This is a genomic window from Actinomadura miaoliensis, assembly GCF_039536785.1.
GTDB lineage: Bacteria > Actinomycetota > Actinomycetes > Streptosporangiales > Streptosporangiaceae > Spirillospora > Spirillospora miaoliensis.
Window position 1 is genome coordinate 47,838 of sequence record NZ_BAAAZG010000010.1, and the last position, 13,671, is coordinate 61,508.

At 74.2% G+C, this 13,671-nt stretch carries 9 protein-coding genes; 5 read left to right on the forward strand and 4 right to left on the reverse strand.

Annotated elements, in window-relative coordinates:
• Window position 1: 1 nt before the first annotated feature.
• From ABD811_RS10100 to ABD811_RS10110, 3 genes are all read right to left on the reverse strand, one after another.
• Window positions 2-1,945 carry a fumarate reductase/succinate dehydrogenase flavoprotein subunit gene (locus ABD811_RS10100; protein ID WP_344944339.1) on the reverse strand — a complete coding sequence of 648 codons (1,944 nt, stop codon included), beginning with the start codon at window positions 1,943-1,945 and terminating at the stop codon, window positions 2-4.
• Between the two features lies 1 nt (window position 1,946).
• Window positions 1,947-2,636 (reverse strand): succinate dehydrogenase cytochrome b subunit, encoded by a 690-nt coding sequence (locus ABD811_RS10105; protein WP_344944340.1) that lies wholly within the window; start codon window positions 2,634-2,636, stop codon window positions 1,947-1,949.
• Window positions 2,637-2,850: 214 nt separating this feature from the next.
• Window positions 2,851-4,095 (reverse strand): PP2C family protein-serine/threonine phosphatase, encoded by a 1,245-nt coding sequence (locus ABD811_RS10110; RefSeq protein WP_344944343.1) that lies wholly within the window; start codon window positions 4,093-4,095, stop codon window positions 2,851-2,853.
• 298 nt (window positions 4,096-4,393) lie between these two features.
• Between ABD811_RS10110 and ABD811_RS10115 the strand changes: the two genes are divergently transcribed.
• Both ABD811_RS10115 and ABD811_RS10120 read left to right on the forward strand, forming a co-directional pair.
• The gene (locus ABD811_RS10115) at window positions 4,394-6,091 is read left to right on the forward strand and encodes an ABC transporter transmembrane domain-containing protein (protein WP_344944345.1); all 1,698 of its coding nucleotides are present in this window, start codon (window positions 4,394-4,396) and stop codon (window positions 6,089-6,091) included.
• A gap of 65 nt (window positions 6,092-6,156) precedes the next feature.
• The gene (locus tag ABD811_RS10120) at window positions 6,157-7,935 is read left to right on the forward strand and encodes an ABC transporter ATP-binding protein (protein WP_344944348.1); all 1,779 of its coding nucleotides are present in this window, start codon (window positions 6,157-6,159) and stop codon (window positions 7,933-7,935) included.
• A 1-nt stretch (window position 7,936) separates the two neighbouring features.
• On the opposite strand, the gene ABD811_RS10125 is transcribed toward ABD811_RS10120, so the two are convergent.
• Window positions 7,937-10,030: a S9 family peptidase gene (locus ABD811_RS10125; RefSeq protein WP_344944350.1), complete on the reverse strand. Its 2,094-nt coding sequence runs from the start codon at window positions 10,028-10,030 to the stop codon at window positions 7,937-7,939.
• Window positions 10,031-10,385: 355 nt separating this feature from the next.
• Here ABD811_RS10125 and ABD811_RS10130 point away from each other — a divergent pair, with 355 nt between their 5' ends.
• The 3 genes from ABD811_RS10130 (at window position 10,386) to ABD811_RS10140 (ending at window position 13,667) form a co-directional block, all read left to right on the forward strand.
• Window positions 10,386-11,897, forward strand: a complete 1,512-nt coding sequence (locus tag ABD811_RS10130; protein ID WP_344944352.1) for a serine/threonine-protein kinase — start codon at window positions 10,386-10,388, stop codon at window positions 11,895-11,897.
• 136 nt (window positions 11,898-12,033) lie between these two features.
• On the forward strand, window positions 12,034-12,939 hold the full coding sequence (mshB, locus tag ABD811_RS10135; protein WP_344944354.1) for an N-acetyl-1-D-myo-inositol-2-amino-2-deoxy-alpha-D-glucopyranoside deacetylase: 906 nt from the start codon (window positions 12,034-12,036) through the stop codon (window positions 12,937-12,939).
• An 80-nt stretch (window positions 12,940-13,019) separates the two neighbouring features.
• Window positions 13,020-13,667: a DUF6113 family protein gene (locus ABD811_RS10140; protein WP_344944357.1), complete on the forward strand. Its 648-nt coding sequence runs from the start codon at window positions 13,020-13,022 to the stop codon at window positions 13,665-13,667.
• Window positions 13,668-13,671: the final 4 nt, after the last annotated feature.

Consider the following 13,671-nt stretch of genomic DNA (forward strand, 5'->3'; position numbering starts at 1 on the left):
ATTACTTGTACGACCTCTGAGTGGGCTTGACGTATTCGAATTCGAGGGGCTCCTTGTGGAGCACGGGCGGCTTGCCGGAGCCGGCCCACTCCCAGGCGGCGACGTAGGAGAAGTTGTCGTCGTCGCGCTTGGCCTCGCCGTCCTCGTCCTGGCTCTCGGCGCGGAAGTGACCGCCGCACGACTCGGTGCGGTGCAGCGCGTCGATGCACATCAGCTCGGCGAGTTCGAGGAAGTCGGCGACGCGGCCGGCCTTCTCCAGCTCCTTGTTGAGCTCCTCGCCCTTGCCGGTGACCTTGACGCGGGTCCAGAACTCCTCGCGCAGGGCGGGGATGAGCTCCAGCGCCTTGCGCAGCCCCTCGTCGGTGCGCTCCATGCCGCAGTACTCCCACATGATGTGGCCGAGCTCGCGGTGGAAGGAGTCGACGGTGCGGTCGCCGTCGATCGACAGCAGCTTCTCGATCTGGTCCTGGACGCGGGTCTCGGCCTCGCTGATCGCCGAGGTGTCGACCGGCGGCAGGTCGTTGTTGCGGGCGATGTAGTCGCCGATGGTGATCGGCAGGACGAAGTAGCCGTCCGCCAGGCCCTGCATCAGCGCGGACGCGCCGAGCCGGTTGGCGCCGTGGTCGGAGAAGTTGGCCTCGCCGATCACGAACAGGCCGGGCAGGTTGGACTGCAGGTCGTAGTCCACCCACAGCCCGCCCATCGTGTAGTGGACGGCGGGGTAGATGCGCATCGGCGTCTCGTAGGGGTTCTCGCCGGTGATGCGCTCGTACATCTCGAACAGGTTGCCGTACTTGGCCTCGACGGTCTTGCGGCCGAGGCGCTTGATGGCGTCGGCGAAGTCCAGGTAGACGCCCTGGCCGCCGGGGCCGACGCCGCGTCCCTCGTCGCAGACGTTCTTGGCGGCGCGGGAGGCGATGTCGCGGGGGACCAGGTTGCCGAACGAGGGGTAGATGCGCTCCAGGTAGTAGTCGCGCTCGTCCTCGGGGATGTCGGCGGGCCTGCGCTTGTCGCCGGCCTTCTTGGGCACCCAGACGCGGCCGTCGTTGCGCAGCGACTCCGACATCAGCGTCAGCTTGGACTGGTGCTCGCCGCTGTAGGGGATGCAGGTCGGGTGGATCTGCGTGTAGCAGGGGTTGGCGAAGTACGCGCCGTGCTTGTGCGCCCGCCACGTCGCGGTGACGTTGGAGCCCATCGCGTTGGTGGACAGGAAGAACACGTTGCCGTACCCGCCGGTGGCCAGCACGACCGCGTCGGCGGTGTAGTGCTTGATCTCCCCGTTGAGCAGGTTGCGGACGACGACGCCGCGGGCCCGGCCGTCCTCCATGATCAGGTCGAGCATCTCGTGCCGCGGGTACAGCTCGATGTTGCCCGCGTCGACCTGCCGCATCATCGCCTGGTACGCGCCGAGCAGCAGCTGCTGGCCCGTCTGGCCGCGGGCGTAGAAGGTGCGCGAGACCTGGGTGCCGCCGAAGGAGCGGTTGTCGAGCAGGCCGCCGTACTCGCGGGCGAACGGCACGCCCTGCGCCACGCACTGGTCGATGATCTGCGTGGAGATCTCGGCGAGCCGGTGCACGTTGGACTCGCGGGAGCGGAAGTCGCCGCCCTTGACCGTGTCGTAGAACAGCCGGTGCACGCTGTCGCCGTCGTTGCGGTAGTTCTTGGCGGCGTTGATGCCGCCCTGCGCGGCGATGGAGTGGGCGCGGCGCGGGCTGTCCTGGAAGCAGAACTGGATGACGTGGTAGCCCGCCTCGGCGAGGGTGGCGCCGGCCGATCCGCCGGCCAGCCCGGTGCCCACCACGATGATCGTCTTCTTGCGCTTGTTGGCGGGGTTGACCAGCTTGACCCCGAAGCGGCGCTTGGTCCAGCGCTCCTCGATGGGGCCGGCCGGGGCCTTGGTGTCGGCGATGGGGTCGCCGGTGGTGAAGAAACCGTCGTCGGTCATGTCAGCTCACCCATCCGAAGGTGATCGAGAGGGGCACGGCCACGAAGCCCACGGTGACCACCGCGGCCAGGGCGGTGGCCAGGCCGCGCAGTGCGCCGTCGCCGCGCGGGGTGCGCAGGCCGAGGGTCTGGAAGGCGCTCCAGATGCCGTGCCGCAGGTGCAGTCCGACCATGACCACGGCCAGCACGTACCAGAGCGTGATGTACCAGCGTTCGGGGGCGAAGTCGGCGACCATCCGCTCGTAGGGGGTGGCGTCGGAGCCCTTGGGGTTGACCACGAAGAACGTCAGGTCCAGCAGGTGCCAGATGACGAACAGCAGGATGATGACGCCGCCGTACCGCATGGTGCGGGTGGCGTAGCCCTGCGCGTGCGACTTGCGCTTGGCCTGGTACTTGACCGGCCGGGCGGCGGACGCGCGCCGGGCCAGCGACACCGCCGACCACATGTGCAGGACGACCGAGGCGGCGAGCACCACCTCGATGAGCGTCAGCACGGTGCGGTGCGGGACGGCGGGCTCCCCGATGGTGCGCAGCCAGTGCGCGTAGTGGTTGAAGTCCTCCGCCCCGAAGAAGATCTTCAGGTTCCCGATCATGTGCGCGATCAGGTAGAGCACCAGCACGGCGCCGGTGACGGCCATGACGGCCTTCTTGCCGACGGTCGTCCGGTAGATCGCGGGTATCGCTATAGCCACGCGCGTGACGCTACGCCTGCCTGCGGAAAGAGTTCCAAGTCATCACGGGCCTTGTTTCCATAGCCCATGGCTATAGCCCATGCGGGACCGGGCATTTCGCCCATTCGACACGGGTGGGAACGTGAGGGACTTCACACGCGGTAAGGGAACTTCGGCCCTGGTGTGCGGGGACGTTCCGTGCCTCGCCGACCCCCCTCGGCCCCGCCGGAGACCGTCAGCCGGACCGCGTGTGCGACAGCAGCAGGACGGCCAGGTCGTCGGTGAGCGCGTCCCCGTTCAGCGCCTCGACCTCGTTGACCAGTTCGTCGATCAGCGCGCGGCCGGTGAAGCCGCGGCGGCGGGCGCTGCGCGCCAGGTCGACCAGGCCCTCGGTGCCCAGCCGGGCCGGGCCCGTGCCGACCCGTCCCTCGATCAGCCCGTCGGTGTAGAGCATCAGCTCCCACGACTCGCCGAGGTCGATCTCGGTGGTGGGCCACTCGGCGCCCGGCGCCAGGCCCAGCGCCGGGCCGTGCGCGTAGTCGGGCAGCGCCGCCACCTCCACGTCGGAGTCGGAACCGCCGGAGTCGGCTTCGCCGGAGCCGTGCCGGAACAGCAGCGGCGGCGGATGCCCGGCCAGGTGCATACGCGCGGTACGGCGCGACGGCGCCACCGTCACCATGCACAGCGTCGTGAACAGCTCCTCGCTGCGCCGCTCGTGGCCGAGGACGGTGTCGAGGATGCCGAGCAGCTGCTGGCCGGTGTGCCCGGCCAGCACCAGCGTCCGCCAGGCCATGCGCAGCTGCACGCCGAGCGCGGCCTCGTCGGGGCCGTGCCCGCACACGTCCCCGATCATCAGGTGCACCGCGCCGCCCTCGGTCTGCACGGTGTCGTAGAAGTCGCCGCCCAGCAGGGCCCGGCGGCGGCCCGGACGGTAGCGGGTGTCGTGCCGCATGGACGGGTCGTCGATCAGCGGCACCGGCAGCAGACCGCGCTCCAGCCGGGCGTTCTCCCGGCCCACGATGCGCGCCTCGACCAGCCGCCGCTCGCTCTCCTCGGCGCGCTTGCGCTCGATGGCGTAGCGGATGGCGCGCGCCAGCAGCGGCCCGTCCACCTCCTGCTTGACCAGGTAGTCCTCGGCGCCCGCCGCGACCGCCCGCACCCCCAGGTGCACGTCGGCCAGGCCGGTCAGCACCACCACCGCGGCGTGCTCGGACATGCCCAGCACCTGCCGCAGCCCCTCCAGGTGGTCGATGCCCGGGGTGGACAGGTCCACCAGGATGCACTGGATGCGGCGGGTCAGCCGGCGGCGCGCCGCGTCCAGGCTGTCGGCCACGGCCATGCTGATGTCCAGCCCGGCCTCGACGAGCATCTTCTCGACCACGCGGACGTTGCCGGGGTCGTCGTCGATGAGGAGCAGGTCGATCCTGTCCTCGGTGCCCGGCGGCGCCGCGGGACGGGTGTGCTGGCTGATCGTGCTCACTGAGGTTCCGGACTCTCGGCGGTCTGACGGCACGGGGCACCCGCGGTGCTCCGACGGACGACGACCGTCCCGCGACCACGGGCCGGACCGCGGCGCGCGCGGATCGCGGTCGGCGGATCGCGGCGGGCGGCGGATCGCGGCTCAGGGGAGCGGTGCGGGGCCGCTCCGTACACCCTGACCTTAGCGTCTTCGATCGACCGCCCGCACCCCGGCATCATGGCAAGAGCCCTCGGAACGGGCCTCGCGCGCCGGAAAAACCAGTCGAACTCCGGATCCGCGCCGCATACTCTTCGGCCATGTGAAGCGCTTACCGGTCGCCGACCCCGGGATCCCCGACGTGCGCTCGCCCGGCCGCTACCTGCTGTGGCTGACGCGCCTGCAGTGGCGCACCGTGCTGGCCGGGGCGGCCCTCGGCGTGGTGTGGATGCTCTGCCAGGCGCTCATGCCCGCCGTGATCGGCCGGGCGGTGGACGACGGTGTGACGGCACGCGACGCGTCCGCGCTGGCGCTGTGGTCGGGCGCGCTGCTCGGCCTCGGCGTCGGCGTCGCCGCGACCGGGGTGCTGCGGCACCGCATGGCCATCTACAACTGGCTGTCCGCCGCCTATCGCACCATCCAGCTCGTCACCCGGCAGGCGACCCGGCTCGGCGGCACGCTGCCGCGGCGGATCGGCGCGGGCGAGGCGGTCAGCGTCGGCGTGTCGGACGTGGACGACATCGGCGACTCCCTGGACATCCTGGCGCGCGGCAGCGGCGCCGTCGCCGCGCTCGTCGTGGTGGCGGGCCTGATGCTGGCCACCTCCCCGCCGCTCGGCCTGGTCGTGCTGGTCGGCGTCCCGGTGATCCTTGCGGTGGGCGGGCCGATGCTGCGGCCGCTGCGCGAGCGCGAGCAGCGCCACCGCGAGCTGGTCGGCGAGCTGAACAGCCGCGCCACCGACCTGGTGGCGGGCCTGCGGGTGCTGCGCGGCATCGGCGGCGAGGCGCTGTTCGCCGACCGCTACCGGGACGAGTCGCAGCGGGTGCGCCGGGCGGGCGTGGCCGTGGCGTGGGCCGACTCGCGGCTCATGGGCGCCCAGGGGCTGCTGCTCGGACTGCTGCTCGCCGTGGTCACCTGGGTGGGCGCCCGGCTGGCCCAGTCCGGCGCCATCAGCGTGGGCGAGCTGGTCGCGGGCTACGGGTACGCGGTGTTCCTGGTCGCGCCGCTGAAGACGATCGGGGAGATGGCGGGCAAGCTCACCCGGGGGCACGTCGCGGCCGGACGGGTCGTGCGGGTGCTGCGCACGGAACCCGACCTCCCGCACTCCGGCGGCATCGTCCCGGACGGGCCCGCCGAGCTGGCGGACGCGGCGTCCGGCCTGGTCGTGCGGCCCGGACGGCTCACCGCGCTCGCCGCGTCGGACCCGCGCGACGCCCAGGCCATCGCCGACCGCCTCGGCCGGCACGCCGACGGCGAGGTCGCCTACGGCGGCGTCCCGCTGCGCGACATCGCCGACGTGCGCGAACGGATCGTCGTCGCCGTCAACGAGGACCGCCTGTTCTCCGGGACGCTGCGCGACGCCCTCACCCCGGGCTTCGGCGGCCCGGTGGACGACGCGACGCTGCACGCGGCGCTGCGGGCCGCCAGTGCCGAGGACATCGTCGAGGCCATCGGCCTGGACGCGCACGTCGCCGAGGCCGGACGCGAGTTCTCCGGCGGGCAGCGGCAGCGGCTGCGGCTGGCCCGCGCGCTGGTGGCCGACCCCGAGGTGCTGGTCCTGGTCGAGCCGACCAGCGCCGTCGACGCGCACACCGAGGCGCGTATCGCCGACCGGCTCGGCGCCGCCCGCGCGGGCCGCACCACCGTGGTGTGCACGACGAGCCCGCTCATGCTCGACCGCGCCGACCACGTCGCGTACGTCGAGAACGGCGCGGTGGCCGCCGAGGGACGCCACCGCGACCTGCTGGCGTCCGAGCCCCGCTACGCCGCGGCCGTCACCCGCGGCGAGGCCGCACCCTGACACACCCCTGACAGCGCCCGGCGAGACGGCCGTCCGCCCACGACGACCCAGGAGGACCACCGGCCGTGAGCACCGAGATCCTGCCCGTGGCGACGTCGGCGCAGGTGCGCGCGCACGCCCGGCGCCTGCTGCTGCGCCACCCCCGCGCCCTGCTCGGCGCGCTGGCCCTGCACGCGCTGGCCGCGGTGGCCGGGCTGGTCACCCCGCGGCTGCTGGGCGACCTGGTGGAGGGGGTGGAACGCGGCGACGCCGACATCGACACCGTCGCCCTGGCCATCGCCGGTTTCGTGGTCGCACAGGGCGTCCTGGTCCGGTACGCCTACTACGCGTCCGCGCGGCTGGGCGAGCGGATCCTGGCCGAGCTGCGCGAGGAGTTCGTCGGCCGGGTGCTGGCGCTGCCGCTGTCGCGCGTCGAACGCGCCGGGACCGGCGACCTGCTGAGCCGCACCTCCCGGGACGTCGACACGCTGTCGAACACCGTCCGGCACGCCGCGCCGGAGATCCTCATCTCCCTGCTGTCCATCGCGTTCACGCTGGGCGCGCTGGCGCTGACCGGGCCGCTGGTGGCGCTGCCGTGCCTGGTCGTCGTCCCGCTGCTGTGGGGCGTGATGCGCTGGTACCTGCGCCGCGCCGGCGCCGGCTACGAGCGCGAGATGGTCGCCTGGGCGAACATGACCGACGGGCTCGCCGAGACCGTGCACGGCGCCCGCACCGTCGACGCGCTGGGCCTGGCCGAGCGGCGGATGCGGCGCTGCGACGACGACATCGCCGGCTCCTACCGCGCCGAGCGCTACACGCTGCGGCTGCGCACCGTGCTGTTCCCGGTGGCGGAGTTCTCCTTCGTGCTGCCGGTCGCGGCCACCGTGTTCGTCGGCGGCCTGTTCCACATCCACGGCATGGCGTCGCTGGCCCAGGTGACCGCCGCCACCCTGTACGTGCAGCAGCTCATCGGCCCGGTGGACGTGCTGCTCACCTGGCTGGACGAGCTGCAGCTCGGCCGCGCGTCGCTGGCCCGGCTGCTGGGCGTCGGCAACGTCCCGCCCGACCGTTCGCCGGGCGGCGCCCGGCCCGACGGGGAACGCCTGGCCGCCCGGGGCGTGCGCTACGCCTACCGAGGCGGCCACGACGTCCTGCACGACGTCGACCTGACGCTGCGTCCCGGCGAGCGGCTGGCCGTGGTGGGGCCGAGCGGCGCGGGCAAGTCCACGCTGGGACGCCTGCTGGCCGGGGTGGACGGGCCGCGCGCCGGCACGGTCACCGTGGGCGAGGGCGCGGGCGCCGTCCCGCTGGTGGACCTGCCGCTGGACGACCTGCGCGGCCACGTCGCCCTGGTCACCCAGGACCACCACGTGTTCCGCGGCACCGTCCGGGACAACCTGGTGATGGCGCGGCCGGTCACCGACGCCGAGGCAGAGGCGGCGCTGCGGGCCGTCGACTGGGACGGCCCCGGCCTGGACGCGCTGGTGGGCTCCGGCGGCGAGGCGCTGTCACCCGCCCAGGCCCAGCAGCTCGCGCTGGCCCGGCTCGTCCTGGCCGACCCGCACACGCTGGTGCTGGACGAGGCGACGTCCCTGCTCGACCCGCGCGCCGCGCGCCGCCTCGAACGCACCCTGGCCGCCGTGCTGGACGGCCGCACGGTCGTGGCGATCGCGCACCGCCTGCACACCGCGCACGACGCCGACCGCGTGGCCGTCGTGGAGAACGGCCGCGTCACCGAACTCGGCACCCACGATGAGCTCATCGCCGCGGACGGCTCCTACGCCGCCCTCTGGTCCTCCTGGCACGGCGACTCGTCCCGGCACGGTGACTCGTCCCGGCACGGTGACAGGGAGCCCTCGCGGTGACTCACGCCCTGCGTTCGGCCAGCGCGTCCTTCAGGAAACCGACCTGGAGGTTCAGCAGGTTCTCCGCGACGACCTCCTGCGGGGTCATGTGGGTGACGCCGGACAGGGGCAGGACGGTGTGGGGCCGGCCGGCCGCCAGCAGCGCGCTGGACAGGCGCAGCGTGTGGGCGGCCACCACGTTGTCGTCGGCCAGGCCGTGGATCAGCAGCAGCGGACGCTCCAGCCGCGGCGCGTCCTCGATCAGCGAGTGGGCGGCGTAGCTCTCGGGCTCCTCGTCCGGGTGGCCGAGGTAGCGCTCGGTGTAGTGGGTGTCGTACAGCCGCCAGTCGGTGGGCGGGGCGCCCGCCACCGCCGCGTGGAACACGTCGGGGCGGCGCAGCACCGCCAGCGCGGCCAGCCAGCCGCCGAACGACCAGCCGCGGATGCCCACCCGGCCCAGGTCCAGCGCGCCGGGGTGGCGGCGGGCGGCCTCCTCCAGCGCGGCGATCTGGTCCTCGAGCACCGGCCCGGTGAAGTCGCGGTCGACCGCGCGCTCCCAGGCCGGGCCGCGCGCCGGGGTGCCGCGGCCGTCGGCGATCACCACGGCGAAGCCCTGGTCGGCCAGCCACTGGGCCTCGTTGTAGGCGCGCCGCACGGCCAGCACCCGCTGGGCGTGCGGGCCGCCGTAGGGGTCCATGAGCACCGGCAGCCGCCCGTCGCTGGGCTTCCAGTCCGCCGGCAGCACCACGGCCGTGCGGATCGCGCGCTCCCCGGCGTGCAGCAGCTCCACCCGCGGCGTCACCACCGGGGTCTCGGCGCGCGACGCGATCGGGTGGACGGCGCCGCCGGGCCCGCGGACCTCAGTGGACACGCCGTGACTGTCCAGCCGGGAGCCGGTCAGCACGGTCACCTCGCCGCAGCGGACGCCCGTGAACACCCCCGGGTCGTCGGTGAGCCGGACGACCCCGTCCGGGCCGTAGGACCACACGTGCGCTTCCGTCGGCTCCTGCGAGGCGGTGAACAGCACCGTCTCGCCCTCCACGCCCAGCACGGACCGCACCTGCAGCCCCGCCGGGGTGACGGGCTTCCCGGCGACGGTCAGGCGCCGGGTGTCGCTCTCCCGGTCGTCGACGATCCAGACGACCTCGCCGTTGCCCAGCCGGGCCGGGACGCCCGGCACGATCTCGGTCCACACCGGGTCGTGCAGGGTGTGCAGCAGCGCCGTCTCGCCGGACGACGGGTCGACCTTGAGCAGCCGCTGGACGCGCTGGTCGCGCGTCTGCACCACGACCAGCAGGCCGTGCCCGTCCCAGACGGCGGTGACCACGTAGGGGAACTCGCCGCGGTCCCAGGCGACCGCCGTGCGGCGGCCGTCCAGCTTCAGCAGCACCAGCGAGACGATGGCGTTCGGCGTGCCGGCGGCGGGATAGGCCACCTCGACCGGGGGCTGCTCGGGGTTGGCGGGGTCGGCGATGTGCCAGCGCAGCACGGGCGTCTCGTCCACCCGCGCGGCCAGCAGCGTCTCGCCGTCGGGCGCCCACCAGTGGCCCCGCATGCGGTTCATCTCCTCGGCCGCGATGAACTCCGCCAGCCCGTAGGACACCTGCTCGGACTCGGGCGTCACCAGCGCGGCGTCCTCGCCGCTCGCCACGTCCAGCACGCGCAGGGTGCGGCCGGACACGTACGCCACGCGCCGCCCGGCCGGGTCGAGACGCGGGTCGAACACGGGGGTGGTGGCGGGCAGGCCGCGGACCTGCCCGGTTTCCAGGTCGGCGAGGAACAGCTGCCCGGCCAGGGTGAAGACGGCCTGGCGCACGTCGCGGTCCACGGCGTAACCGACGATGCCGCCCGCCTGCTCACGGGCCCGTTCGCGGCGGGCGCGCTCCTCGGGCGGCAGGCTCTGCTCGCCGGGCAGGTCGAGCGCCGCCGGGTCGGCGACCAGCCGCTCCTCACCGGTCGCGGGGTCGAGCGTCCACAGGCACGTCACCGGGTCGTCGCCCGCCCGGGTGCGCAGGAACACCACGCGGGACCCGTCCGGCGCCACCTGGAAGGCCCGTGGGACGCCGAGGGTGAACCGCCGCGTACGCGCGCTCTGCCGCGGAAAGCTGATGCTCAATTGCCCTGTCTCCCACCACTAGCCCTGCAGATCGCCTTCAGGCGCCGCCCACGCGTAACGAGTCTGCCAGCCGCGCCGGACATCCCGCGTGACGGGTGCCCCGCACCGGGCGCGCGCGGGCGCGGGCGCGGCGGGTGACGTGACGGGTAACCCGGGTGGATTCCGGCATGCCGGTTGAACCGGGGCGGGCAGTGCTCTAGACAGGACGGGGTTGCCGACACGCGCCCGGACGCGAGGGCACCGGCCGGTGGCCGGCGATCGCGACGGGCGAGAACGGCCCGTGCCCGTCACCGGGCTCGCGTAAGCTCAAAGCTTCCCCATCGCACATGTCGTCGCGGGCTGTAAGGAGTGGTCCATGCCGGAGCTGCAGCCGGGAGATCCCCGGCGGCTGGGTTCGTTCGACGTGGTCGAACGACTCGGAGAAGGCGGGCAGGGCGTGGTGTACCTCGGGGTCGACCCGTCCACGGGCACCCAGGCCGCGATCAAGCTGCTGCGCGCCGACCTGGCCGGGGACGCCTCGGCGCGCAACCGGTTCGTCCGGGAGGCGCAGGCCGCCAAGCAGGTCGCCCGCTTCTGCACCGCCCAGGTGCTGGAGGCCGACGTCGCGGGCGACCAGCCGTACATCGCCAGCGAGTACGTGCCGGGCAAGTCGCTGCACCGGCAGATCATCGAGGACGGTCCGCTCAACGGGGCGGCGCTGGAGCGGCTGGCGATCGGCACCACGACCGCGCTGGTGGCCATCCACCAGGCCGGGATCGTGCACCGCGACTTCAAGCCGCACAACGTGATCATGGCGCCGGACGGGCCGCGCGTGATCGACTTCGGTATCGCGCGGGCCCTGGACACCGGGCAGACCGCCGCGACCAAGGCGATCGGCACGCCCTCCTACATGGCGCCCGAGCAGGTGGCGGGCGCCACCCTCACCGAGGCGGTGGACATCTGGGCGTGGGCGGCCACCATGGTGTTCGCCGCCACCGGCCGTCCGCCGTTCGGCGACGACACCGTGGTCGCCGTGATCAACCGGGTGATGCACGAGCCGCCGACGCTGGACGGCGTCCCCGACGACCTCAAGCCGCTGCTGGCGGCGTGCCTGGCCAAGGAGCCGACCCGGCGGCCCACCGCGCAGCACCTGATGATGCGGCTGATCGGCAGCGGCCCGGCCGCGCAGACCCGGATGGACGACCCGGCGCAGGCCACCACGCTGCTGGCCGAGGGGTCGCAGATGGCCGCGGGCCACGGCGCGCCGCCGCCCCCGGACGCCACCCGGGCGATGGGCCGGACGGGGCCGATGCAGCCGGTGAGCGAGACCCAGGCGATCCGCGAGGCGCTGCCGCCGGTGCAGCCGATGGGCCCGCCGCCCGGCCGCCCGCCGGGCCGGCACCGTTCCGCGGGGGGCGGCTACGGCGGCTACCCGGACGACGACCGGTCCTCGCGGTGGCCGATCCTGGCCGCCGTCGCGGCGATCGCGGTGCTGGCGCTGGTCGTCGGCATGGTGATGATGTCCAACGGCGACGAGGAGCCCGGCTCGCCGAGCAGCCCGCCCGCGTCGGAGTCGGTCACCGACACCGAGACCGACGAGCCGCAGCAGACCGAGGAGCCCGAGCCCACGCGCGAGCTGCCGACGCGCCCGCGCACCACCGAGCCGACCCGTCCGAGCGTCGAGCCGACCACGCCGATCCGGCCCACCCGGCCGACGTTCACGCCGCCGAGCTCCCCGTCCACGCCCGACACCGAGCCTCCCGGCGGAGGCGGCGGCACCGGCGACGGCGGTGACGGCGGCGACGGGGGCACCGGTGGCGGCGGTGGCGGCACCGGCGGTGGCGGCGGCGGTGGTGGCGGCGGGGGCGACCAGGGAACCGGCGAGTAGCACCCGGCGCGCCGCGCGGACGCGGCGCGCGAGACGGCGGCAGGGCGCCCGGCGGTGACGCTCCGCGCGGGCGTGCCCCGCATCACCCCTGGAGGGCTCGCGACCAACGTGTCGGTCCTGAGTAGGCTCGGATCCTATGAAGGAGCCGCGCATCCTGTTCGTCCACGCCCACCCGGACGACGAGTCCATCGGGACCGGGGCGACCATGGCCAAGTACGCGGCCGAGGGCGCCCACGTCTGCCTGGTCACCTGCACGCTCGGTGAGGAGGGCGAGGTCATCCCGGGCGAGCTGCGCCATCTGGCCGCCGACAAGGAGGACCGGCTCGGCGAGTACCGCATCGGCGAGCTCGCCGAGGCGTGCGCCGCGCTGGGCGTGCGCGACCACCGCTACCTGGGCGGACCGGGCCGCTGGCGCGACTCGGGGATGATGGGCACGCCGTCCAACGACGACCCGCGCTGCTTCTGGCGGGCCGACGTGGACGAGGCCGCCGCCGAGATGGTGAAGATCATCCGGGACGTGCGGCCGCAGGTGATCGTCACCTATGACGAGCGGGGCAACTACGGCCACCCCGACCACATCCAGGCGCACCGGGTGACCTGGCGGGCCTTCGAGCTGGCCGCCGACCCGCGGTACGAGGACGGCGGCGAGCCCTGGCAGGTGGCCAAGTTCTACGCCTACGCCATGCCCCGGTCGGTGCTGGCGCGCGCCGTCGCGGTGATGCGCGAGGCGCGGCTGCCGTTCCCGCGCGTCGCCAGCCTGGACGACCTCGGCTCGGGCATCCCCGACCACCAGGTCACCACGCAGGTGGACGCCCGCGCCCATCTGCCCGCCAAGATCGCGGCGCTGCGCGCGCACCACACCCAGATCACGGTGGCGCCCGACGAGGTCGGCCCGTTCTTCGCGCTGTCGAACAACCTGGGACAGCAGGCGTTCGGCACCGAGTACTTCATCCTGCTGGCGGGGGAGCTCGGCCCGGCCGGTCCCAACGGCCGCGAGACCGACCTGTTCGCCGAACCGGCCGGACGCGCCGGATCCGCCTGACCGCTCGCCGGGCGTCCGGGTCCCCGGCCGGGGGTTCGGTCGTTTCGCCGAGACGGTGGCGCGGGGCTACGCTGACGGGCGTGGACAGGGACGACGACCAGCGGCCGTCCGAGGCCGGGACGCCCCCGGTGCGGGACGCGGACGCCGAGCCCGCCGCAGCGGAGAACGGGCCGCAGGGCGGGCCGCCGGATGGGCCGTCGGCCGAGCCGCCGGGCGAGTCGTCGGCCGAGGCGGTCGCCGCCGGGGCCGCCTACGCGGCGCTCGGTGTGCTGGGGCTGCTGTTCGGGGTGCTCGGGTCGTTCGCCCAGGGATGGCTGGCCGGTTCGGTGCCGGTGGCGGCGATCCTGCTGACCGCGGTGAACTTCGCCGCGGTGCGCCTGGCGGCCTGGGCGATGCGGTCGCCGCTGGGCGGCGTGGTGTTCGCCGTGCCGTGGGGCGTGGTGGTGCTGCTGATGTCGATGAAGCGGGCCGAGGGCGACCTGGTGGTCCCGGGCACGGCGGCGGGATACGTCTTCATCCTGGGCGGGGTCGTCGGCGCGGTCATCGCGGCGGCGCTGCAGCCGGGCCGCCGTCCGCCGGGGGAGTGGCTCGTCCGGGGCCCGATGCCCGCGCCGAAGGCGGACATCCGACCGGACGCGGGCCCGGGCGCGGAGCCGGAGGCGGCACCGGACGCCGGGCCGCGTGAGATGGGACACGGGCAGGCGCGCGAGCGCCAGTCGCGGCCCTAAAGTG

Coding starts and splice junctions, on each gene's coding strand:
- mshB (WP_344944354.1), top strand. CDS start 12,034: ATGAAGGAGCCGCGCATCCTGTTCGTCCACGCCCACCCGGACGACGAG.
- ABD811_RS10100 (WP_344944339.1), bottom strand. CDS start 1,945: ATGACCGACGACGGTTTCTTCACCACCGGCGACCCCATCGCCGACACC.
- ABD811_RS10130 (WP_344944352.1), top strand. CDS start 10,386: ATGCCGGAGCTGCAGCCGGGAGATCCCCGGCGGCTGGGTTCGTTCGAC.